This is a genomic window from Rahnella sp. BIGb0236 (assembly GCF_004364755.1).
Lineage (GTDB): Bacteria > Pseudomonadota > Gammaproteobacteria > Enterobacterales > Enterobacteriaceae > Rahnella > Rahnella victoriana.
This window is the reverse complement of sequence record NZ_SOAO01000007.1, coordinates 232,226-254,149: the sequence shown is the minus strand read 5'-3', so window position 1 is coordinate 254,149 and position 21,924 is coordinate 232,226. Positions and strand designations below refer to the sequence as shown.

The window sequence follows — 21,924 nt, the reverse complement described above, 5'->3', positions numbered from 1 at the left end:
AGATGCTGAAAACGGGTGATTTTGCGACCGGATTTCAAGTTGTTCAAAAAAATCGATGATAGGTCTCTAAATATTGCGCTATCACTGCATAAGCTTTCTGAATAAAGTAAGTTCCATTCGGGGAACGTTCTGGTTATAAAAACCAACACCCTATGTACCACACACTTAAGGAACTCACTCATGAGCAAAGTACTCGTCCTGAAATCAAGCATTCTGGCTAACTTCTCTCAGTCTAACCAACTGGCCGATTACCTGGTTGCAGAGTATCAGTCTGCCAACAGCGGCTCTACCGTGACCGTTCGCGACCTGGCTGCGGATCCGATCCCTGTCCTTGACGGCGAACTGGTTGGCGCACTGCGTCCATCCGATGCTCCGCTGACTCCACGTCAGGAAGAAGCACTGGCGCTGTCCAACACCCTGATTGAAGAACTGCAGGCGCATGACGTGATCGTCATCGCTGCACCTATGTACAACTTCAACATCCCGACTCAGCTGAAAAACTATTTCGATCTGGTAGCACGTGCTGGCGTGACCTTCAAATACACCGAGAAAGGCCCTGAAGGTCTGGTGAAAGGCAAACGCGTTATCGTTCTGACCAGCCGCGGTGGCATCCATAAAGACACCCCGAGCGATCTTGTTGCCCCATACCTGTCTCTGTTCCTGGGCTTCCTGGGCATGAGCGACGTAGAATTCGTTTACGCGGAAGGTATTGCGTACGGTCCTGAAGTGGCGACCAAAGCACAGACTGATGCGAAAGCAGCCATCGATGCGGCCATCAAAGAACTGGCTGCGGCATAATTACCCCTATCACAATCTGAGCACCCATTCACTTAAGAATCTGTCCGTTCCGCTCAGATGATGTTGTGATAACGCTATTGCGCGCTGAAAAGCGCGCTTTTTTTTATTGATAATATGTCATTTCAAAAAACGCTAATTTCTTTACTTTTGTCACTGGTTTCCCAGGTAACAAATGAAATTGAATACGTGTTTAGGGAAACATCAGATTTGACTCTTTCATCATCAGGGGTGAAATGCATACTCACGTGGTAAGCCCTTCCCGTCTCAAACTTATAACCCAGGGTAGGAATGCAGGTGTCTTTTTTGACAGTAAGATATTCATCCTGGTTATTAAAAAACTGACTAAATCCGGGTGACTCCCCTTTCCTCGTAACAGATATTCCTTTCAGCTTTTGCTTTTCCGTTCTTCCTGGCGTCAGCAGACAAAGCGCATCTCCGGTAAAATAGGCATGAGCGTGAGCGGGCATTATGGGTGTGTAACTTGATATACACCCTGCCAGCGACAGAGTGAGAAATAAAAATGAGAGTACTCTCAACATTACGAATTCCTTCAAAAATTTGGAAAATCTGTCAGCAGCAATTTATAGTACGAATAAGTATTCTCAAGATATTCACTGTTGTAATATAAGTTCCTGTTACCCAGCCATTCCGCTTCCCCGAGCGCGCTTTTTTATTGATAACTTACGTACTTATCTTTATCGCTATTTTCCCAAACGATAAAGGTTGCCGAATAATAATTCGAATTATAATCACTTTTGTTTCTATCAGTATCCTCAGTGAAATTCATAGTAATATGATAAGCATAACCCGCTTCAAATTTATAACCGAACAATGGGATACAGGTATCTTTTTTTATGACTTTATATTCAGCCGAATTATTAAATTGCTTTATAAAACCCGGCGATTCCCCCCACTGTTCAATATGAATTTTTTTTAGCTTTTGTTTTTCCGTTCGCCCTGGTGTCAGCAGACAAAGCGTATCTCCGGTAAAATAGGCGTGTGTTTCAGAAGGAAGGGTTGGTGTATAATCTGAAACACATCCTGACAGAGAGAGAGACAGCACTACCATTATGGATTTTTTGAACATTATCAGCTCCTTTGATCAATGATTTAAAAATTTACAGATACTCTACCTGCTTCTCTTTCTTGCTCGTCTCCCAGATAACAAAAGATGCGGTATAAAAATCAGTATAAAAATGAGTTTCTTTCCTTTCTGGATCTTTAGTTAAAAATATAGACACATGATAAGCACTGCCAACTTCAAATTTATATCCAAGCAAAGGCATGCAGCTATCTTTTTTTATAGTGAGATATTCACCTTCATTTTTAAAAAACGTTGAGAAACCGGGTGATTCACCCACCTTCTGAACAGACATACCGGTTAATTTTTGTTTTTCTGTTCGTCCTGGCGTCGTCAGGCAAAAATTTCCACCTACAAAAAATGCCTGCGCATGAGCTGGAGGGGTAAAATGATCCCCTAAAAAACATCCGGAAAGAGATAGAGACAAAGAAATAACAGCAGCTTTTTTTATCATTATTGAATCCTTCAATAAGTTGGAAAATTGGTTAATATCAATTTGTAATATGATAATGCGCTATCTAATTTATCACCCTTATAGTTCCGATACTGGTTCTTATACCATTCAGACTCTCCAAAATTCACAAGGAAAAAATAATCAGCCACAATTGAAGCCTGTTGCTCCATTGAATATTCATTAACCCTTGTTTTTCCTTCAAAATTATAGTGATAATCAGCGGCCCAACTCATACTCCCTCTCAGCTTAACCCACATACCATTTTGATATTGCCAGACATGCGTCATCTCATGGATAAACAGGTGTTGATGACGATTGCTCGCTGTCGAAAAATCATCAACATAATTCTCCCCTCGAAAATAAAGCTCGCCACTTGGCGTCATTGCTGCCGACTCCATTTGCAACCCGAACGGCAGATAACTGCCTAAGTGGATCCACACTCTTGAGTAGTCGATATAACTGCCAAAGACTGTGCGGGCGAGCGCAATCTCACCCAGAGTTAATCTTCTTACCTGCCCCTCGCGGGTCAGTTTCTTCATTTCTGCCGGTTTATGAAATTTCACAAGCCAACTCCCTGTTAGTCAGTGTCAGAAAACCGTCTCGCTCCAGATGCTGTAGCCAGATGTTCCTGCTGTGTGGTGCTTCCATGTTATTGACTCGTAGACCACGGATATCATTTCCTCAGCCTCTTTATCGGGATTGTCTAATGCATGCGCGGTTCGGACGCTCTGCCGTTCCAGGGTGGCGCCTCTGACTTCTACTGAAAAGTATTTTTCCTGTACACCAGTCGATGATGTTCGGTAAAAATCGAAAAACAGGTCGATCTTCTCATTATTAGAAATGGCCATGCCTATTAACGGCGTCGACTTATCGATCAGCTTAGTAAAACTGACCGGACGATGTTTTACGTTCTGGCTTCTGACAATTTCATGATCAAACTGAACCACAAAAATTTGGTCGCGATGTCCGGATTGAAATTTATTACCAATGGAGTCATAGGTTGAACAACCTGCTGAAATTAACCCTTGTTTCTTACCGGTAATTTTTACATAGATGGCGTTTGCCATATCCCACATCCTTTTGGTTGACGTTATATGAATAGTATCAGGACTGATAAAAATGGATGACTGTCGAGATATTTATTCATCACATGAATAAATTAAAAAATCACAACAGGTTTTTATAACAGGAGAAGTAATGATGGGCAATGCAAATAAATATCAGCGACGTCTCTATATTCCTTCGCCTTATTTATTTGATTTATTGAGTTCAGGAAATAAAAAGCCGAAAAAGATTATTTCATTGAGAATGGCATTTCTCATTATAAAGACGGAATCAATAATTCCGTCTTTACCGGGAGGGGAACCTTACTTCTGCAACCACTTACCATTAATGCCGCGGACGTATTCGCCCTTCCCGGCTCTGGCGACCAGCTTTTGTCCGGCGAGTTTTGCCACATCGTCGGTGCTGACGTTATTGTCCCGCGCCACCTGTTCGTATTGCTGTTTGCGCCCTTCGTTAATTTTTGTCGCCAGCGCGACACTGTCGGCGTCTTGTTTCAGCGGTGCCAGATAGCCGGACAAGGTTTCGCCCACGCGTCCTTGCTGCTTGGCTTCATTGAGCGTTAACGCGAAAGCCTGACTGCAAAACAGCACACCACCGGCCAGCAGCATCAGGCTGATTCTTTTTATGCTGATAGTGTTGAAAAACATCCCGGACATACGCGCTCCTAGAATAAATCGCTCTGATTTTTCAGCAGATTTTCCACGTCTTTATCCACTTTGATATGGATCTCGTGCTCAATTTTCACGTTCATATTGATGGTGATCGGCTCTTTCGGCGCGGCCAGTTCGATACGCGGCACGCAGCCGCTGAGCATCATCACACCAAGCGCCACGCACGGGCCGGCAAGTCGCAGTTTCATTGTTCCTTCCTCACTGTTGGATCCTTTTTCTGCCCGGATGTCGCGGGGGTTTTTGACAGCGCATCAGCAGGCAAAGACATCTGCTGTTGCAGCCATTCCTGAAGATTGTCGCCAAAGCGCAAGCTGCGCCACAGCTGGTAGATATTTTCCTCATGGGAATAATTGAGGGCGATTTCACGTTTTACTTTGTCGCCGCCATGCGTGGTGTCGGTGTAGTTCACCCCGTCCACTTTGGCATTCATGGTCAGCACACCGAGATTATCCAGGCTCACCAGTGCATCCGAACGGCTGATTTCCAGATAACGCAGCAGGCCAATCACCATGTTGTTGGCAAAATTGCCGCTGGCCATGGCATCCGCAAATTGCGGATCCAGACGCAGCGTCAGGCCGCCGTCATTTTTGATCCAGCCGTTATGGATGATCCATTGCGGGTTTTCCACGTACAGCGGCAGTTCACCGTAGACGACGCCGGACATCGCCAGTTGTTTCGGTTTCAGCGCCGTGAAGAGTTCGCTGAGGTTGATCTTGTCGAACTTCAGCACCGCCGCGTCGTGCTGCGGCATCCGCAGCGCGGAAAGACTCAGGTGCCCGCGCAACATATCCACGCCCAGATTACTCAGCGTCAGCGGTGTCTTCTCGCTCCACGGATAATGCCCCTGTAAATCCGCCGTCACGTTCTGCATTTTGACCAGATTGTTCACTTCACCAATGCGCAGTGTGACCGGTTTTTTCACCCCGAGCTGCCAGACCTGATCCTGCAAACGATACGGCAGACTGAAATCCAGCCCGCTCAGATCGCCGTCTTTCATCCAGAAACCGCCATTTTTCACCACCCAGTGACCACCGGCCACGAAGCCCTGTTCGCGTGCCGCCGAAAATGCCGACTGCGCGTAGAAGGATCCTTCACGTAATTTGATGTTCAGATCCGGCGTCAGCAGCGTCTGAAATGCGGTGAGTTGCTGTTTCGGCCACCAGCCTTCACCACGCAGGCGTTCGCCGTCCCAGCGGCCATTGAGCCGGATCGGGCCAATCGGTTTGGCATCGAGCATACCGCGCATGTTGAAACTGTCGGGACTGATGCCCTTCAGTTGTAAGGCCAGCGTGGCGGGCGGCAGATAACCGCCGTTGGCGAGAGCGATTTTTTTCGCCACCAGCCGGATGTCGCCCTTAAATTCGGTCGGCTGTTCCGGGTACTGCTTTTTGAAGCGCGACACGGGCGGACGCAACCACGCCAGCGGATGTTCCAGCGTCAGGCGTGGCGCATCAACATCCACCAGCCCGTAATGCAGCCGGTCGAATCCGGTCGAGAGCGAATTAAGGGTGATGAGATTATCGTGCCACTGGCCTTTACCGGACATGTCCCAGCGACCGTTCAGCGGCGGCAGATGGCCGTTGCCCCAGTAATTGAAATTCCACAGCCCGACGTCCGGCCAGAAGGCCAGCGATTTACCGCTCAGATGCAGATCAAACGCACCCCAGAAACGGTGACGGGCTTTGAGGATCGCCTGCAACGGCCCGCTGACACCTTCTGCCGAGACCCTGACACCCGCCAGCGGCCAGCGCGCATCCGTGATGGTCAGTTCAGGTGTCGGTTTGCCCCACGCCCGCAGCAGCGATCCGCTGCGCAGTGAAAGGGTCGGATTGAGCACCGAACCGCTCAGTTGCCCCGGCAGTGACGCACTCAGGGAAGTGGCCTGTAAATTGGCCTGTCCGGTCAGACGGAAACCTAAATCGCTGTCGAGCAGGCCGATACGCCCCGGCCCCAGCGTCAGCACCACATTGGCCTTGCCGTTATGCCCCTGCGTCAGCACGTTCAGCCGCGCCGTGATGCTGGTCTGATCAAACGCAGGCGACCAGTCGCTGAGCGTCAGGTTGATGCCACCGGCCAGCGGCTGTGTGGCATAAGGCCAGCGCCACTGACCCTGGCTAATCTGTAATTCGTTGTTGTTGAGTTTCCACGGCAGCGTGGCAAGCGGCTGTTCGCTGCCCTTCTCCGTCAGGGTTATCACGCCTTCCGTCGCCTGCCAGTTGAGCGTGATGTCCAGAGGTTGCGGCACCTGTGCAGTTTGTATTTCCGCGTGCAGTTCACCGGATTCCGGCAGCATATCGAGCGTCGCGGGCAACAACAGTTTGCCGCTCAGGGTCACCGGCTGTGTGCTGCCCGGTGGCGTCAGGCTGAACGAATGAATCGCCAGCAGACGGTTGCTGTCGAGCACCGCGTCGAGTGTCAGGGATTCACCGTTGAGGGAAAGATGCTGCTGACCGCCGGCATTACTGATCACCAGTTTACCGGCGTAACGCTGCCACGGCGTGACGGAAAGATGATCGATACTGACCGCACCGGCAGGCAGCCTGTGCTGAATATCCGCGAGGGAAAGCGTGGACTGACTGTCACTTTTCGGCAACTGAGCCAGACAGGCGGTATCGACAGTCAGGGCATCGAGTTTCAGCGACCATTGCCCGGAAACCTTGCTGAGGCGGGCATTGCGCGCCGTGGCGAGGGTGCAGTCACCCGCCAGATAGCGCACACCCGGCAGTTGCAACACACCGTGCGACCAGTGTGGCGACCCGGTCAGCACCAGTTGCGTACCGGCAGGCAACCAGTGGCTGGCGACCGGCGGTAACCAGCGCGGCACGGTTTTCCATAACACCCACAACAGCAGCGCTATAATCACCACTATACTCAGGAGTATCTGCGCGCTTTTCTTCAGTCCGTTCCTCATGACGTGCCTTGTCTTATGCTTCACCAAAGTGTCTAACCGCCCGCAAGATATCATAATTAGCGTAACAACTGATGACGGGATTGCCAGAGCCTCCCGCCCAAATAGCACAGGAAAAATTGTCTGGCTTCCTGCGCTCTGCTAGTTTGTGTGCATATTGCGAATTGTTTCTGAAACTGTTTAATCCTTATAAAACAGGCGGAAGCCGTTTCGCCAGAGATTCAAACTCACTGCGGAGAAACACCATGAAAGTGGCTGTCTACAGTACTAAAAATTACGACCGGAAATATCTGGAACTGGTCAACGAGCATTATGGCTATGAACTGGAATTTTTCGATTTTCTGCTGACCCCGCAGACGGCGAAAACGGCGGTGGGAGCAGATGCTGTCTGCCTTTTCGTCAATGACGATGGTGGCCGTGAAGTGTTGCAGGAACTGGCCTCACTCGGCATTAAAACGCTGGCGCTGCGCTGTGCGGGCTTTAACAACGTCGATCTGGACGCTGCAAAAGAGCTGGGGATTTCCGTGGTGCGCGTACCGGCGTATTCGCCGGAAGCCGTGGCGGAACATGCCGTGGGCATGATGATGTGTCTTAACCGTCACATTCATCGCGCTTATCAACGCACCCGTGAAGCTAACTTCTCACTGGAAGGTCTGATCGGTTTTAATATGTATCAGCGCACCGCAGGCATTATCGGTACCGGTAAAATCGGCGTGGCGGCCATGCGTATCCTGAAAGGTTTCGGTATGCGTATTCTGGCGTTTGATCCGTATCCAAGCCCGCTGGCGCTGGAACTCGGTGCCGAATATGTCGATCTGGATACGCTGTATGCGGAATCCGACGTGATTTCTTTGCACTGCCCGCTGACGCCGGAAAACCACCATCTGCTCAACGCCGAAGCGTTTTCCAAAATGAAAGACGGCGTGATGATTGTGAATACCAGCCGTGGCGCCCTGCTGGATGCCACCGCCGCGATTGATGCGCTGAAAAAGCAAAAAATCGGTGCGCTGGGTATGGATGTTTATGAGAACGAACGCGATTTATTCTTTGAGGACAACTCTAACGAAGTGATCCTGGATGACGTGTTCCGCCGCCTGTCATCCTGCCACAACGTGCTGTTCACCGGCCATCAGGCGTTCCTGACCAGTGACGCGCTGACCAGCATTTCAGAAACCACGCTGATGAATATTGATCAGCTGGCGAAAGGCGTCGCCTGCCCGAATATGCTCTGACCTGCTGATCCGCACAGGTTTACAAGGCTCACTCCGGTGAGCCTTTTTACGTTCTGCAACCGCTCAGCGGCTCAGCACCCGGCTGATTTCCGTGCCATAGCCGGTGAGGGTCAGCACATCATCGGCCAGCGTGACGGAGGAAAACGGCAGGCTGCTTTCGCCGTCCACCATGCCTTTCAGGGTAATGAAATCGGTATCCCCGACACGGTCGTAACCGCCACGGTGATCGTGACCGGCAAAATAAGCCCGCACGCGATAGCGGCACAACAACTCCACCAGCGTTTCACAGTTCCACAGATTATGGCTGTTGACCGGCGTCAGCGGGTAATGGCCGAACACCAGCACGATCTCGCGCTGCGCACGGGCTTCCCGCAGCTGTTTCTCCAGCCATTTCAGCTGTACCGGCCCGACCGCGCCGTTCCACGGCTGCGCCTGCGGTTGCTGGCATTCATTCAGTTCATCCAGCATATATTCTGCCATCTGCCGGTCATCCCCATTGGCATGATTGCAATACAGGCTGATGTCGTTGCCGTCGATCACCAGAAAACGGTAGCCCGGCAGGCTGAATGCGTAATAACTTTTCGGTAAACCCAGCGCCGGTGTCTGTGATGCCAGATGCCGGGTAATCACCTCCGCATCGTGATTGCCGATCACTGCCGCATGCGGATGACGCAAGGCCGCGTAGCGCGATAACACCGGATCAAAACTGCCCCAGTCGCGATCGACCAGATCCCCCAGCGTAACCACAAAATCCAGCTTTGAATCATTCAGCTCAGTAATGGCCGTCGCCAGTTTATTCAGGCTGTTGCGGTAATGGCGCTCTTTCTGGCTGTCCGCATCGGCGTATTGCGGATCGGCAATCAGCCCGAAGCGTAAACGCGCACCGTTCACCAGCGCATCATGCATTTCCGGTGGCTGATATAACGCGCTCACGTTGCCGAGCGCCTGTGCCTGTTCGTCAGACAATAAGAGGGATGGCGAGATCACGGTCATAACGTTCTCCTGTCAGGATTTTATCGGATACCTGCCCGCATGAAGGACTGGACAAACTGGCGCTGAAAGATCAGGAACAGCACCAGCAACGGCATCACCGTCATCAGGGTCGCCGCGCTGATCAGCGCCCACTGCACGCCCTGCTCCGGCGCGGAAAACAGTTGCAGCCCGACGGTGACCGGCCGCACGGTCACCGAATCGGTGATCACCAGCGGCCAGAGAAAATCGTTCCAGTGGAAGCTGACGGACACCAGTGCGAACGCGACATACACCGGTTTCGCCAGCGGAATATAAATTTTGCGCAGGATATACAGGCGGCTGGCACCTTCCACAATGGCGGCTTCCTCCAGCACCAGCGGAATACTTTTGAAGGTCTGACGCAGCAGAAAAATGGCAAACGCTGAGGCGAAATACGGCAGCGCGATGCCGGTCAGCGTGTCGCGTAATCCCAGCGCGCCGATGGTTTTGTAATTATTCAGGATCAGCACATCGGGGCTGATCATCAGTTGCAGCAGGATCAGCGCGAAGATCAATCCTGCGCCTTTCAGTTTGAACCGCACCAGCGCATAAGCGGCCAGCGTCGCCAGGATCAGCTGGCAGACCACAATCATCAGCACCAACAGGGTCGTGTTGAAGAAATAGCGGGCAAAGGGTGCCGCCTGCCAGGCATTGATAAAGTTCTGCACGGTCAGCGGTGCAAACAGCGAAAAACTGCCCTGCGCCGACGCCGGGTGGATAGCGATCCAGACCGCCACCAGCACCGGTAACAACCACAGCACCGCCGCCAGCCAGATGGCGAGATCCAGGAACAGACGGCGGTAAGAAAAGGGTTTCACTGATAGTGCGTCCTTTTGTCCAGCAGGTTGAATTTGATCAGCGCGATGGCCGCGAGGATCACCAGTAACACCACGGTCATCGCCGACGCCGCCGGTAAATCCCAGTAACTGAATGCCGTGCGGTAGATGTAAAACAGCAGCAAGCTGGTGCTGTTGTTCGGGCCGCCGTTGGTCATGGCAATCACCTGATCGACAATCCTGAAGGCGTTCATCGAGGCATTGATCAGCACGAACAAGGTCGTCGGCATCAGTAACGGCCACTGCACGCGCCGGAAGAAATAACGGCGCGACGCCCCTTCGATGTCTGCCGCTTCGGCCAGTCGCGGATCGATTTGCTGCAATGCGGCAAGATAGAAAATCATGAAGAATCCGGCTTCGCGCCACACCGATACCGCCATCAGGCTGTAAAGCGCCGTGCCCGGTTCGCCGAGCCAGTTGACGGCAGGCAGCGAAAACAGCGCCAGCATTTTATTAAGCAAACCCAACTGCGGGGTATAGAAAAACAACCACAGATTGGCAATCGCCACCATCGGCAGCAGTGAAGGGATAAAGAACGCCGCGCGGGTCAGTGCGTTGCCGCGCAGACGGCGGTTCACTGCCAGCGCCATCAGTAAAGCCAGAGCCACCGACAGCGGAATGGTGATCAGGGCGTACAGCAGATTGTTGCGTAACGACAACATAAACACGTCGTCATCCAGCAGCGCCCGGTAATTATCCAGCCCGACAAACTGAGCCGCATGGCCGCTGCGGGCGGCGCTGAACAGGCTTTCCCACACCGTTGCCAGCGCCGGATAGTGGGTAAACAGCAGCAGAAAACTCAGCGCAGGCAGCAGCAACAGATAGCCGTAAAGCTGTAAAGACAACCCGCGTGTGCGGGTGGCGGGAAGGAATGCGTGAAGTGTGCTCATGCCCTTCCTTACTGATAGGGTTTCAGCAGGCGGTCTGCTTGTTTCTGCGCCGAACTCAGCGCCTCGGCAGGCGTTTTCACCTGCGTGACGGCCGCTTCAATCGCGTGGTTCATCAGTTCCTGGATCTGCACGCTGTTGTAGGTCGAAAGTTCCGGCTGAGAATATTTCAGCTGTTCGCGGGCGACCAGCGCCTGCGGAACCTGCTTCACATATTCCTGCATCACCGGGGTTTCCCACGCGGCAGACGATGTCGCGACATAACCGGTGGCAATGCTCCAGCGCGCCGCCTGTTCAGGTGCGGATACCCAGCGGATAAATTCCAGCGCCGCTTTCTGCTGCGCCGGGGTGGTGTTTTTAAACACGTATAAATTGCCGCCGCCGGTCGGACTGCCGCGCTGCGTTTTCTCCGGCAGCATCGCCACGCCAAACGGGAATTTGGCGTTGTCACGTACCGTCGTCAGGTTACCGGTGGTGGTGACCATCATGGCGGTTTTGCCGTCGATAAAGTCCTGCGGCGTGGTGCCCCAGGCAATGGTGCCTTTCGGTGATACCGCCTCTTTTTGCGCCAGATCCGTTAACCATTGCAAAGCTTCCACGTTGGCAGGCGTGTCAAAGGTCACCGCCGTCCCTTTTCCGTTATCCAGATGACTGCCGTTGGTGGCCGCAATCCCCTGGAAATTCCAGTAACCGTTCGGCGTGGACGGAATTTCAATCCCCCACTGCTTCACTTCGGATCCGTCACGCACCACTAACTTTTTGCCAAAATCCACCACCTGCTGCCAGCTGGCGGGCGGCGTGTCGCCGTTCAGCCCGGCCTTTTCAAACGCCTGTTTGTTCCAGTACAACACCACGGTCGAACGCTGGAAAGGGATGCCCCACACTTTGTCCTGAATGTGACGGATAAACGCCGGATAGAAGCCGTCGATCCACTGCTTACCGTCTGCGTCGTTCGCCAGATCGCTGACCGGCAGAATAGCGCCCGCGTCGATCAGGGAATAAGCCTCGATATCGCCGATCACCGCGATTTGCGGGGCGTTACCGCCACGAAATGCCGTCAGCGCCTTGGTCACCGTCGTGGCGTAATCCCCGGTGTAGACCGGCTGAATACGGATATCCGGATGCGTTTTCTGAAAATCTTCCACCAGCGTATCCACCGTGTGGCTGATTTTTCCGCCGACGGCAATCGGGTAATACATTTGTAATTTCACCGGATCCGCGGCAAAAGCGGAAGTACCGGTAAGCAGCAGAACAGCGCAGGCAAGACGTGAAAAACGGTGAATACGTGACATGGTTTTCCCTTCGGCAATGGAGGTGGTATGAGTCAGTAAAAGTGCAAAACAGCAAAAAACTACACGGCAACCCGTTGCTCTGATGGCAAACAAGTTTGCTCAGCCTGATAACAGCGTTTTCCGTCCGCTGTGTTGAAAAAATATTGCGCGCCCGTGCTCCATTGCAGGCCGACCGTCTGGCCTTCGGCAAAACGCTGCATCCCCGCCACTTTTACCGTCAGCGGTTCCCCATATCCCGGTAACACACAGGCCACCAGCGTATCGGCCCCCATGTATTCGTGGCTCAGCACCTGCGCGGTCAGGCTGGCGTGTGCGGCAACCGTCAGCTGAATGTCTTCCGCGCGCAGGCCGAGGCTGAGGGCGTTGCCGTGGACATTTTCCACCACCGGCAGCGGCATGGCGGCCAGAAAGTGATGATGGCCCTGTTGCGCCAGCGGCAGAATATTCATCGGCGGCGCGCCAATGAATTGCGCGGCGAAAATGCTGGTCGGGTTGTTATAAAGGTTGTCCGGCGTGTCGTGCTGTTCGATGCGGCCATTGTTAAGCAGAATAATTTTGTCCGCCATGCTCATCGCTTCGGTTTGATCATGGGTGACATACAGCAGGGTCAGACCGAGCTTTTTCTGAATCGCACGAATTTCGCGGCGCATACTCTGGCGCAGCTTGGCATCCAGATTGGAAAGCGGTTCGTCCATCAGACACAGTTTATTATTGGCGATCACCGCACGGCCCAGCGCCACGCGCTGTTGCTGCCCGCCGGAAAGCTGCGACGGCAGGCGGTCGAGCAGCGGTTCCAGTTCCATCAGCCTGCTGACGTCCGCCAGCCGCGAGGCAAACTGGCGCTTGTCTTCGCCCCGCGCCCGCAACCCGAAAAGCAGGTTTTCACGGACATTCATGTGCGGGAATAACGCGTACGACTGAAATACCATCGACAGTTTGCGTTCGCCTGGCGTCAGCGCCGTGACATCGGTGTGCTGAAAACGAAGGGTGCCCTGATCGGCCGTTTCCAGCCCGGCAATAGTGCGCAGCAACGTGGATTTGCCGCAGCCGGAAGGCCCCAGCAAGGCAATGAAATCGCCTTCCTGCACATCAAAACTGATGTCGTCGAGCGCCACTTTGTTGCCCCAGGATTTGCGGATGTGATGCAGTGATAGATAGCTCATGCCGCTGTATGTCTCTCTGACCTGTGATGGGCATAACCTAACGGCGTAAAATGACGCTTTTATGATGGGCAGATGACGGGATAAAGATCAGCGATATTTTAAGCGCCTCCCCCTGTGCAGCGGGAGGGCGTTAAGGGCTTAAAATTTCAATTCATTCACGCTATAATGCACCACTAAATATTGCATAAGTCAGTTGAATGTATCGACAGGATGAGTGCTGAAGGAATATTTCTCAGGAGAGAAGATGAAGAAGTCACTGTTTGTTCTGGCCGCCGCTATCACGTTAAGCGCATGCAGCATGAATCAGAATACCGCCATTAAACAAAACGATTTACAGCATCACCGCTTCGAATTGCTGAGTGTGGATGGTCAGACCGTGCCAGCCGCACAGGGGCGCATTCCGGAGATTGAGTTCGGCGCCAACATGCACGTTTCCGGCAAGATGTGTAATAACTTCATGGGTCAGGGCGAGCTGCACAACAATGTGCTGACCGTGAAAGGTCTGGCCTCCACCATGATGATGTGCCCGGATGAGAATCTGAATAAATGGGATCACGTGATCAGCGACGTACTGAACAACGGCGCGGCGCTCAGCTTGCAGGATCGTAAGCTGACCCTGACGCAGGGCAAACATCAGCTGATCTATCGCCAGAAAGACCGGATGTAATCACGGGCTGACCCTGCAAAAAACGCCAGAGATCATTCTGGCGTTTAGCCGGCGGTGCAGCGGCCCTGCATCAGTGCGGCTTCAGAACACTGACGTCCGTTCGCCATCGAACACATGCCGACGCGGCTGCCATCAAGCTGTGGCGCCAGACGCAATTGCCCGCCCGCCATCGAACAGGCCGCATACGCCGGGCTGTCCATATTCACGGCACGCTGACCGACATTGACGCTGTTGCCTTTTTGCACAACCTCAGCCGGCTCATCGTGGCTGCTGCATGCGGCTAACACCAGTACACCTGCGGCCAGTAACACGCGAAACGCAGTGATCATCTGTCCTGCTCCTGAATATAACGGGGATTTTTTTCGAATCGCCATCATATCCGACGTTTTTCGCCCGCGTCGAGTCCTGCGGTGAAATAACATCAACTTTTTCCTAAAATAATCTCAAATCTAAACACTCAGACACATTTTATTTCGTCCGGTTATTTCTTTGACGAATAAAATTAACCGTTATTAACCTCTTTACCCTCTGTATGACCCGGAAAATATAATGATAAAGGAGCAGACATGCTGACAGATTTTTTACTCCGGATTGCCCTCGCCGGTGCCCTGGGAGGATTAATCGGCATTGAGCGTCAGTTACGCGCCAAAGAAGCCGGATTGCGCACCCATATTCTGGTGGGTATCGGCAGCGCCATGTTTATGATTGTGTCGAAATACGGCTTTGCCGATATTCTGCTGCAAACTCACGTCAGCTTCGACCCCAGCCGCGTGGCGGCACAGGTGGTCAGCGGCATGGGTTTCCTCGGTGCCGGGACGATCATTATTCAGAAACAAATTGTGAAAGGATTAACCACCGCCGCCGGTTTATGGGTGACGGCGGCGATTGGTCTGGTGATTGGCAGCGGGCTGTATCAGATCGGCATTTATGGCGCGTTCATGACCTTAATTGTGCTGGAAGTGTTCCGCCAGATAAGTAATCACTGGGTCGGGCATCATCATTTAATAGAAATCCGGCTGCTGCCGGAAAGCGTGCCGGGCGTGCTGATGGCCTTGCAGAAAATGCGTATCCGCCCCGGTCAGATCAAAATCAATCAGCGCGATGAAGAAGATGAAAGAAAATGCGAACTGGTTCTGGATGTGATCCTGCGGCCGAAACAGAGTGTGGATAAATTGTATGAGGCGCTGATGTCGGTGAAAGGAATAAAAAGAATCGATATTAATTAACCCGTTTTTCCCCTTCCCTTATCCGCTGTTTAGCCACCGGCAGAAATCGTTATTTCCCCGGTGGCTAATAATAATCCCAATCTGATCGTTTACAGAGTAACCACTTAAAATATCAGGCGAAATAGCCCTGCACACAATCAGGATAAATCGATTAATCCGCCCTCTGCTAAGCTTTTATCATTCTTGCCAGCAAAAACACTTTCCTGCTGGCCGCCATTGTGAGCAAAGCAAAAGGATATTCCATGATCACCACTGACGGTAATAACGCAGTCGCTTCCGTGGCTTATCGCACCAACGAAGTGATTGCCATCTACCCGATCACCCCCAGTTCAACCATGGCCGAAATTGCCGGTGCCTGGTCAGACGAAGGGAAGAAAAATCTGTGGGGCGATGTCCCGACGGTAATGGAAATGCAGTCTGAAGCAGGCGCGATTTCCACCGTCCATGGCGCACTACAGACCGGTGCGTTATCGACGTCGTTTACCTCGTCGCAGGGTCTGCTGCTGATGATCCCGACGCTGTACAAACTGGCCGGTGAACTGACGCCGTTTGTATTGCATGTGGCGGCGCGTACCGTCGCGACGCACGCCTTGTCGATTTTTGGTGATCATTCTGATGTGATGGCCGTGCGCCAGACCGGTTGCGCCCTGCTCTCTGCCGCCAGCGTGCAGGAAGCGCAGGATTTCGCGCTGATCTCTCAGGTCGCCAGTCTGAACAGCCGCGTGCCGTTTATCCACTTTTTTGACGGCTTCCGTACCTCGCACGAAATCAACAAGATTGCGCCACTCAGCGATGACACGCTCCAGCAGATGTTGCCGCAGGCGCAGATTGACGCGCACCGCGCCCGTGCGCTGTCGCCGGACCATCCGGTGATCCGTGGCACGTCCGCCAACCCTGACACCTATTTCCAGTCGCGTGAGGCCACCAACCCGTATTACAACGCCACCTGCCAGCACGTCATTGACGCCATGGATGCCTTCGCCGCCCTCACCGGCCGCGAATATAAGCCGTTCGAATACGTCGGCGATCCGCAGGCAGAACGGGTGATTGTGCTGATGGGTTCCGGCATCGGCACCGCCGAAGAAGTGATCGACACCCTGAATGCGCGCGGCGAGAAAGTCGGCGTGCTGAAAGTGCGTTTATACCGGCCGTTCAGCGCCGCCCATCTGCTGTCGGTGCTGCCGCAAAGCGTGAAAAGCATCGCGGTGATGGATCGCACCAAAGAGCCGGGCGCGCTGGCCGAACCGTTGTATCTCGACGTGATGACCGCCCTGGCCGAAGCCTACAGCCGTGGCGAACGCGATACGCTGCCGAAAGTGACCGGTGGCCGTTACGGATTATCCTCGAAAGAATTCGGCCCGGACTGCGTGCTTTCGGTGTTCCGCGAGCTGTCGCTGAGCCAGCCGCGTCCGCGCTTTACTGTCGGCATTTATGACGACGTCACCGGTTTGTCATTGCCGGTGGTGGAAGAAGAATTGCCGCAGCACGCGTCGCTCGAAGCCCTGTTTTACGGGCTGGGCAGTGACGGTTCGGTGTCGGCCACCAAAAACAACATCAAGATCATCGGTAACAGCACGCCGATGTACGCGCAGGGTTATTTCGTTTACGACTCCAAAAAGGCCGGTGGCCTGACAGTGTCGCATCTGCGCGTCAGTGAAAAGCCGATCAAATCTGCGTATCTGGTGAGTCAGGCGCACTTTGTCGCCTGTCACCAGTGGCAGTTTATCGATTTATACCAGATGGCCGAACGCCTGCGTCACGGCGGGATTTTCCTGCTCAATACGCCGTTCAGCGCCGCTGAAGTCTGGGAGCGTTTGCCGCTGGAAGTGCAGGCAACCCTGCTTCAGCGCGAGGCACGCTTCTATGTCATTAATGCCGCCAAAATTGCCCGCGAATGTAAACTCGGTGCACGCATTAACACCGTTATGCAGATGGCGTTTTTCCATCTGACACAGATTCTGCCGGGCGATCAGGCACTGACAGAATTACAGGGCGCGATTGCCCGCAGCTACAGCAGTAAAGGCGAGGAACTGGTCACCCGCAACTGGATGGCGCTGGCCGCCACGCTGGAAGAACTGGTGGCGGTACCGCTGCAACCTGTCCCGGAAAATCCGCGTAAACGCCCGCCGATTGTTTCCGACGCGGCACCGGACTTCGTCAAAACCGTCACCGCCACCATGCTGGCGGGTCTTGGCGACGCACTGCCGGTTTCGGCCTTCCCGCCGGACGGCACCTGGCCGACCGGGACCACGCAGTGGGAAAAACGCAACATTGCCGAAGAAGTCCCCATCTGGAAACCGGATTTGTGCACCCAGTGCAACCATTGTGTCGCCGCCTGTCCGCACTCGGCGATCCGCGCCAAAGTGGTTCAGCCGGAATTTATGGAAAACGCCCCTCCCGCGCTGCAATCGCTGGATGTGAAGTCCCGCGACATGCGCGGTCAGAAGTACGTGTTGCAGGTCGCGCCGGAAGACTGCACCGGCTGTAATTTGTGCGTGGAAGTGTGTCCGGCGAAAGATCGTCAGGATCCGTCCATCAAAGCCATCAACATGGCCGACCGTATCGAGCATCTGGAAGAAGAACGCGCCAATTATGACTTCTTCCTCAAATTGCCGGAGATCGATAAAACTACGCTGGAACGCATTGATATCCGCACATCGCAGCTGATCACGCCGTTGTTCGAGTACTCCGGTGCCTGTTCCGGTTGCGGTGAAACGCCGTATATCAAGCTGCTGACGCAGTTGTATGGCGACCGTTTGCTGATCGCTAACGCCACCGGCTGTTCCTCTATTTATGGCGGCAACCTGCCTTCCACGCCGTACACCACCAACGCGGATGGCCGTGGTCCGGCCTGGGCAAACTCACTGTTTGAAGATAATGCCGAGTTCGGGCTGGGCTTCCGCCTGACAGTGGATCAGCATCGCCGCCGGGTATTACGTCTGGTCGCGTCGCTGGAAGAACATATTCCGGCTGACGTGCTGGGCGGTCTGCGTGATGACAGCGCCACGCCGGAAGTGAAACGCGAACATGTCACCGCGCTGCGCAAAATTCTGGCTGAGATCGACACGCCGGATGCCCGTCAGTTAGCCACGGATGCTGATTATCTGGTGGATAAATCCATCTGGCTGATTGGCGGCGACGGCTGGGCATACGACATCGGTTTCGGCGGGCTGGATCACGTACTGAGTCTGACCGAAAACGTCAACGTGCTGGTGCTCGATACCCAGTGTTATTCCAACACCGGCGGGCAGCAGTCGAAAGCCACCCCGCTGGGTGCGGTGACCAAATTTGCCGAACAGGGTAAACGCAAATCGCGCAAAGATCTGGGTGTCAGCATGATGATGTACGGTCATGTGTATGTGGCGCAGATTTCGCTCGGCGCGCAGCTCAACCAGACCGTCAAAGCCATTCAGGAAGCCGAAGACTATCCGGGACCGTCGCTGATTATCGCCTACAGCCCGTGCGAGGAGCACGGCTACGATCTGGCCCTCAGCCACGATCAGATGAAACAGCTGACCACCACCGGTTTCTGGCCGCTATATCGCTTCGATCCACGTCGCACGGAAGAAGGCAAACCGGCACTGGCGCTGGATTCCAGACCGCCATCCAGCGGACTGACGGATACGCTCAACAATGAGCAACGCTTCAGAAGGCTGAATGCCCAACAGCCGGACGTGGCAGAAATGTTGTATGCCGCAGCGGAGAAAGAATTGCAGGCCAAATATGACTTTTTGGCCATGCTGGCGGGGAAGAAGACCGAACCGGAGTCTTGAGTCTTTAAACTGTGGGTTGAGATAAAAACGTGGTCGGCTCCCTCCCCTGCGAAGGGGAGGGTTGGGGTGGGGTATCATAGACAAATCAAAAAGTTAACCTGAGCTTTGACGGCCGTTTTGTCTGCTAAACCCCCTCCCGGCCTCCCCCTTCGCAGGGGGAGGAGCAAACAAGCTGCCTCACTAAACTAACCGGTATTCCACCCGATATTCCCCCGATCCCACCTCAGCCGTATACCCGTCAGCACAGCGCACAAAATCAATCCCGTCCGCTTCCTGCACAGATTGACCGTCCGTCAGGATCACGGTGGCGGAGGTATTCGCCGGAACCTTGACGTTAAGGAACACGGTCTGACCACTGACTTCCCAGCGCACGCCGATGCTGCCGTAGATTGACTGATAACGGGTATCGAGCCAGCTCAGGCCGCCGCCGGTCAGCGGATTGATGATGAAATGTTTGAATCCCGGCTGCGCCTCGTCGGCTTCAATCCCTGCAGCCACGCGGTAGAGCCATTCGCCCACCGCGCCATAGGCGTAATGGTTGAAGGAGTTCATGTCCGCGCTCCACATGCTGCCGTCCGGTTTGATGCCGTCCCAGTGTTCCCAGATGGTGGTGGCACCGGCTTTCACCTGATACAGCCATGACGGGAAATCGTCTTTCAGCAGTAAATTCCACGCTTCCTTCGTGCGTCCGTTCTGGCTCAGCGCATGGCAGAAATACGGCGTGCCGACGAAACCGGTGACCAGATGTCCGTCGTGCTCATTGAGCAATTCGACCAGCGTGTCGGTGGTGCGCTGGCGGAAATCTTCCGGCACCAGATTGAAATACAGCGCCAGAATGTGCGCGGTTTGGGTTCTTGCCGCCAGGCGACCAGATGGCGTGAAAAACTCCTGCTGAAAACGACGGACAATCGCCTGATGCAACGCCTCGTAATGCTGATGATCTTCCAGCCGGTTCAGTACTTTGGCCGCTTTAGCAAACAGCTGGGTGGAATAGGCGTAATACGCCGTACAGGTCAGGTCGTTAGGCGTGGCACCGAAATAACTGCCCTCTTTCGCATCCAGCGCCACCCAGTCACCAAACTGTAAGTTGTACTGCCAGATATGGTTGTCGGCGTGTGCGGTCATAAAATCGATCCACCCCTTCATACTGGCGTACTGATTTTCCAGCACACGGGTGTCGCCGTACATCAGGTACATCGTCCACGGATTGATCACCGCCGCATCTGCCCAGGCCGATGCCGAGTGGGTGCCGCCCTCGGCCAGCAAACGGTCTTTGGCGCAATATCCGGTGAGGATGTCGGGAATGACGTGTGGCACGCCGCCTTCTTCCGTCTGATCATAACGAAGATCGGTCAGCCATTTGGCGAAGAAATTTCGCGTCTGCATCAGATAGCTCGCCGTGCGGCAAAAAATCTGGGCATCGCCCGTCCAGCCCAGACGCTCATCGCGCTGCGGGCAGTCAGTCGGCACATCGACAAAATTGCCTTTCAGCCCCCACAAGATGTTGTGATGTAACTGGTTCAGATCCGGGTCGGAACAGGCGAAATGCCCGGTCTGTTGCATGGCAGAATGCAGCACAATGGCGGTGAAATTATCCCGGTCCAGCTCCGCCGGATATTCCTCGATTTTCACGTAACGGAAACCCTGCCAGGTAAAGTGCGGATGCCAGATTTCCTCGCCCTCGCCCCGGAGCACGTACTCCGTCCGCTGTTTCGCGGAACGCAGGTTATCCAGATAGACATTGCCCTCTGCGTCCAGCACTTCAAAGTGGCGCAACACCACTTTATCGCCTGCGTTTCCGCGCACCTTAAATTCAACCCAGCCACTTAAATTCTGGCCGAAGTCGAGGACCGTGTCGCCTTGCGGCGTGGTGATCAGCGCGACAGGTTTCAGTTTTTCTATTTGTCTGACAGTGTTGCTACCCTGCGCGACCAGCGTGGATTTGTCGTGCGCCACCACGCTGACCGGCCGCCATGATGCCGCTGAACCCTGCCTGTCGCACCAGCCGGGAATTTCCCTGCGGGCATCATAAATTTCGCCGTCATAGATTTCAGAAAACAGAATGGCGGAATCGTGGCCTTTCCAGCTTTCATCGCTGACCACAGTGTCCTGCGAACCGTCTTTATAATTAATCACCAGCCGTGAAATAAGCGCCGCCCGTTCACCGTAATAATTTCTGTGGCGGGTAAAGCCCATATCCCCTTTATACCAGCCAGCGCCGGTTATCGCGCCGATGACATTCTCGCCGTTTTGCAGATGACCGGTCAGATCGTAAGTCTGATAACGCAAATGGTGGTGATAACTTGTCCAGCCGGGAGTCAGGGCATCTTCGCCGACCTGATGGCCGTTGAGATGTAATTCATAAAGCCCCAGCGCACTGACGTGAATAAACGCAGACTGAATATCCTCGGCGCGGTTCAGGACAAAAGATTTCCGCAATAACATGGCTGCGGAGCGATCTTTATCTTCCGGCGATTCTGCCGTAATAAATTCCGCGTTCCATTCATGGGAATACAGCACGCCGGAAATCATGTGTGCAGGCGGACTCCACGGACTGACCTCGCCGTAATTATCCCGCACCTGAACCCGGATAAAATAACGCTGAGAAGACGTCAGCATTAATTCGGTCAGCTCGAGATTATTTGAACGGGAGGTTTCCTGCCATTCGCCATGATGAATAATGGGGTCAAAATGGTGGTCATGGCTTATCTGGATACGATACGCCGTTTGCTGAATATTTCTGTTATCGCTTTCTATTTCCCAACCCAGAACAGGAAGTTCCTGCACACCCGACAAAGCGGATTCCTGATCCAATGTAACTCTGATGACTGCGAGCATAATGCATGACTCCTCGTGTAAT

General features: G+C 53.7%; 20 protein-coding genes. 5 read left to right on the top strand and 15 right to left on the bottom strand.

All coding sequences use genetic code 11. The features are described from left to right. Positions 1-180 precede the first annotated feature (180 nt). Complete coding sequence (locus EDF78_RS16185; protein ID WP_095921922.1) at positions 181-798, top strand: FMN-dependent NADH-azoreductase; 618 nt, start codon at positions 181-183, stop codon at positions 796-798. 122 nt (positions 799-920) lie between these two features. Here EDF78_RS16185 and EDF78_RS16180 read toward each other — a convergent pair whose 3' ends face one another. The 8 genes from EDF78_RS16180 to EDF78_RS16145 all read right to left on the bottom strand — a co-directional run bounded on the left by EDF78_RS16180 (position 921) and on the right by EDF78_RS16145 (position 6,980). Beyond that, positions 921-1,337, bottom strand: coding sequence for a putative T6SS immunity periplasmic lipoprotein (locus EDF78_RS16180; RefSeq protein WP_133823482.1), 417 nt, complete (start codon positions 1,335-1,337; stop codon positions 921-923). 131 nt (positions 1,338-1,468) lie between these two features. After that, on the bottom strand, positions 1,469-1,885 hold the full coding sequence (locus tag EDF78_RS16175; RefSeq protein WP_119827118.1) for a putative T6SS immunity periplasmic lipoprotein: 417 nt from the start codon (positions 1,883-1,885) through the stop codon (positions 1,469-1,471). Between the two features lie 31 nt (positions 1,886-1,916). Continuing rightward, positions 1,917-2,333 (bottom strand): putative T6SS immunity periplasmic lipoprotein, encoded by a 417-nt coding sequence (locus EDF78_RS16170; RefSeq protein ID WP_133823481.1) that lies wholly within the window; start codon positions 2,331-2,333, stop codon positions 1,917-1,919. Positions 2,334-2,344: 11 nt separating this feature from the next. Then, positions 2,345-2,896, bottom strand: coding sequence for a type IV secretion protein Rhs (locus EDF78_RS16165; RefSeq protein ID WP_232769772.1), 552 nt, complete (start codon positions 2,894-2,896; stop codon positions 2,345-2,347). A 24-nt stretch (positions 2,897-2,920) separates the two neighbouring features. After that, complete coding sequence (locus tag EDF78_RS16160) at positions 2,921-3,400, bottom strand: Hcp family type VI secretion system effector (protein ID WP_133823480.1); 480 nt, start codon at positions 3,398-3,400, stop codon at positions 2,921-2,923. 300 nt (positions 3,401-3,700) lie between these two features. Further along, positions 3,701-4,054: a YdbL family protein gene (locus tag EDF78_RS16155; protein WP_195817061.1), complete on the bottom strand. Its 354-nt coding sequence runs from the start codon at positions 4,052-4,054 to the stop codon at positions 3,701-3,703. Positions 4,055-4,062: 8 nt separating this feature from the next. Continuing rightward, positions 4,063-4,257 carry a YnbE family lipoprotein gene (locus EDF78_RS16150; RefSeq protein ID WP_095921918.1) on the bottom strand — a complete coding sequence of 65 codons (195 nt, stop codon included), beginning with the start codon at positions 4,255-4,257 and terminating at the stop codon, positions 4,063-4,065. Next, complete coding sequence (locus EDF78_RS16145) at positions 4,254-6,980, bottom strand: YdbH family protein (protein WP_133823479.1); 2,727 nt, start codon at positions 6,978-6,980, stop codon at positions 4,254-4,256. Before EDF78_RS16145 ends, EDF78_RS16150 begins: the two co-directional genes overlap by 4 nt. 242 nt (positions 6,981-7,222) lie before the next feature. Between EDF78_RS16145 and EDF78_RS16140 the strand changes: the two genes are divergently transcribed. Then, entirely contained in the window at positions 7,223-8,209 is a 987-nt protein-coding gene (locus tag EDF78_RS16140) for a 2-hydroxyacid dehydrogenase (RefSeq protein WP_095921916.1), read from the top strand. Between the two features lie 63 nt (positions 8,210-8,272). Here EDF78_RS16140 and EDF78_RS16135 read toward each other — a convergent pair whose 3' ends face one another. Genes EDF78_RS16135 through EDF78_RS16115 form a run of 5 tightly spaced genes read right to left on the bottom strand, consistent with a single transcriptional unit; the run spans position 8,273 to position 13,398 of the window. Beyond that, complete coding sequence (locus tag EDF78_RS16135; protein ID WP_095921915.1) at positions 8,273-9,202, bottom strand: metallophosphoesterase; 930 nt, start codon at positions 9,200-9,202, stop codon at positions 8,273-8,275. Between the two features lie 20 nt (positions 9,203-9,222). Next, positions 9,223-10,038 carry a carbohydrate ABC transporter permease gene (locus tag EDF78_RS16130; protein ID WP_133823478.1) on the bottom strand — a complete coding sequence of 272 codons (816 nt, stop codon included), beginning with the start codon at positions 10,036-10,038 and terminating at the stop codon, positions 9,223-9,225. After that, positions 10,035-10,946 carry a sugar ABC transporter permease gene (locus EDF78_RS16125; RefSeq protein ID WP_133823477.1) on the bottom strand — a complete coding sequence of 304 codons (912 nt, stop codon included), beginning with the start codon at positions 10,944-10,946 and terminating at the stop codon, positions 10,035-10,037. The genes EDF78_RS16130 and EDF78_RS16125 overlap by 4 nt, the downstream gene beginning before the upstream one ends. An 8-nt stretch (positions 10,947-10,954) precedes the next feature. Continuing rightward, complete coding sequence (locus EDF78_RS16120) at positions 10,955-12,235, bottom strand: ABC transporter substrate-binding protein (RefSeq protein WP_133823476.1); 1,281 nt, start codon at positions 12,233-12,235, stop codon at positions 10,955-10,957. A 59-nt stretch (positions 12,236-12,294) separates the two neighbouring features. Beyond that, complete coding sequence (locus EDF78_RS16115; protein ID WP_133823475.1) at positions 12,295-13,398, bottom strand: ABC transporter ATP-binding protein; 1,104 nt, start codon at positions 13,396-13,398, stop codon at positions 12,295-12,297. Between the two features lie 244 nt (positions 13,399-13,642). Between EDF78_RS16115 and hslJ the strand changes: the two genes are divergently transcribed. Next, complete coding sequence (hslJ, locus tag EDF78_RS16110) at positions 13,643-14,065, top strand: heat shock protein HslJ (RefSeq protein WP_095921910.1); 423 nt, start codon at positions 13,643-13,645, stop codon at positions 14,063-14,065. A gap of 44 nt (positions 14,066-14,109) precedes the next feature. Here the strand turns inward: hslJ and EDF78_RS16105 are convergent, their stop codons facing one another. Further along, on the bottom strand, positions 14,110-14,394 hold the full coding sequence (locus tag EDF78_RS16105; protein WP_095921909.1) for a DUF333 domain-containing protein: 285 nt from the start codon (positions 14,392-14,394) through the stop codon (positions 14,110-14,112). 237 nt (positions 14,395-14,631) lie between these two features. Between EDF78_RS16105 and EDF78_RS16100 the strand changes: the two genes are divergently transcribed. Further along, positions 14,632-15,291, top strand: coding sequence for an MgtC/SapB family protein (locus EDF78_RS16100; protein ID WP_095921908.1), 660 nt, complete (start codon positions 14,632-14,634; stop codon positions 15,289-15,291). 242 nt (positions 15,292-15,533) lie between these two features. Beyond that, positions 15,534-19,064 carry a pyruvate:ferredoxin (flavodoxin) oxidoreductase gene (gene nifJ / locus EDF78_RS16095; protein WP_133823474.1) on the top strand — a complete coding sequence of 1,177 codons (3,531 nt, stop codon included), beginning with the start codon at positions 15,534-15,536 and terminating at the stop codon, positions 19,062-19,064. Positions 19,065-19,244: 180 nt separating this feature from the next. Here nifJ and EDF78_RS16090 read toward each other — a convergent pair whose 3' ends face one another. Then, on the bottom strand, positions 19,245-21,902 hold the full coding sequence (locus EDF78_RS16090) for a glycoside hydrolase family 78 protein (protein WP_133823473.1): 2,658 nt from the start codon (positions 21,900-21,902) through the stop codon (positions 19,245-19,247). Positions 21,903-21,924 lie beyond the last annotated feature (22 nt).

Bases quoted from the DNA above. Each gene is read 5' to 3' on its own strand.
- EDF78_RS16115 (WP_133823475.1), bottom strand. From the start codon at position 13,398: ATGAGCTATCTATCACTGCATCACATCCGCAAATCCTGGGGCAACAAA.
- EDF78_RS16140 (WP_095921916.1), top strand. From the start codon at position 7,223: ATGAAAGTGGCTGTCTACAGTACTAAAAATTACGACCGGAAATATCTG.
- EDF78_RS16125 (WP_133823477.1), bottom strand. From the start codon at position 10,946: ATGAGCACACTTCACGCATTCCTTCCCGCCACCCGCACACGCGGGTTG.
- EDF78_RS16180 (WP_133823482.1), bottom strand. From the start codon at position 1,337: ATGTTGAGAGTACTCTCATTTTTATTTCTCACTCTGTCGCTGGCAGGG.
- EDF78_RS16175 (WP_119827118.1), bottom strand. From the start codon at position 1,885: ATGTTCAAAAAATCCATAATGGTAGTGCTGTCTCTCTCTCTGTCAGGA.
- EDF78_RS16185 (WP_095921922.1), top strand. From the start codon at position 181: ATGAGCAAAGTACTCGTCCTGAAATCAAGCATTCTGGCTAACTTCTCT.
- EDF78_RS16170 (WP_133823481.1), bottom strand. From the start codon at position 2,333: ATGATAAAAAAAGCTGCTGTTATTTCTTTGTCTCTATCTCTTTCCGGA.
- nifJ (WP_133823474.1), top strand. From the start codon at position 15,534: ATGATCACCACTGACGGTAATAACGCAGTCGCTTCCGTGGCTTATCGC.
- EDF78_RS16105 (WP_095921909.1), bottom strand. From the start codon at position 14,394: ATGATCACTGCGTTTCGCGTGTTACTGGCCGCAGGTGTACTGGTGTTA.
- EDF78_RS16160 (WP_133823480.1), bottom strand. From the start codon at position 3,400: ATGGCAAACGCCATCTATGTAAAAATTACCGGTAAGAAACAAGGGTTA.
- EDF78_RS16135 (WP_095921915.1), bottom strand. From the start codon at position 9,202: ATGACCGTGATCTCGCCATCCCTCTTATTGTCTGACGAACAGGCACAG.
- EDF78_RS16145 (WP_133823479.1), bottom strand. From the start codon at position 6,980: ATGAGGAACGGACTGAAGAAAAGCGCGCAGATACTCCTGAGTATAGTG.
- EDF78_RS16120 (WP_133823476.1), bottom strand. From the start codon at position 12,235: ATGTCACGTATTCACCGTTTTTCACGTCTTGCCTGCGCTGTTCTGCTG.
- hslJ (WP_095921910.1), top strand. From the start codon at position 13,643: ATGAAGAAGTCACTGTTTGTTCTGGCCGCCGCTATCACGTTAAGCGCA.
- EDF78_RS16155 (WP_195817061.1), bottom strand. From the start codon at position 4,054: ATGTCCGGGATGTTTTTCAACACTATCAGCATAAAAAGAATCAGCCTG.
- EDF78_RS16090 (WP_133823473.1), bottom strand. From the start codon at position 21,902: ATGCTCGCAGTCATCAGAGTTACATTGGATCAGGAATCCGCTTTGTCG.
- EDF78_RS16100 (WP_095921908.1), top strand. From the start codon at position 14,632: ATGCTGACAGATTTTTTACTCCGGATTGCCCTCGCCGGTGCCCTGGGA.
- EDF78_RS16150 (WP_095921918.1), bottom strand. From the start codon at position 4,257: ATGAAACTGCGACTTGCCGGCCCGTGCGTGGCGCTTGGTGTGATGATG.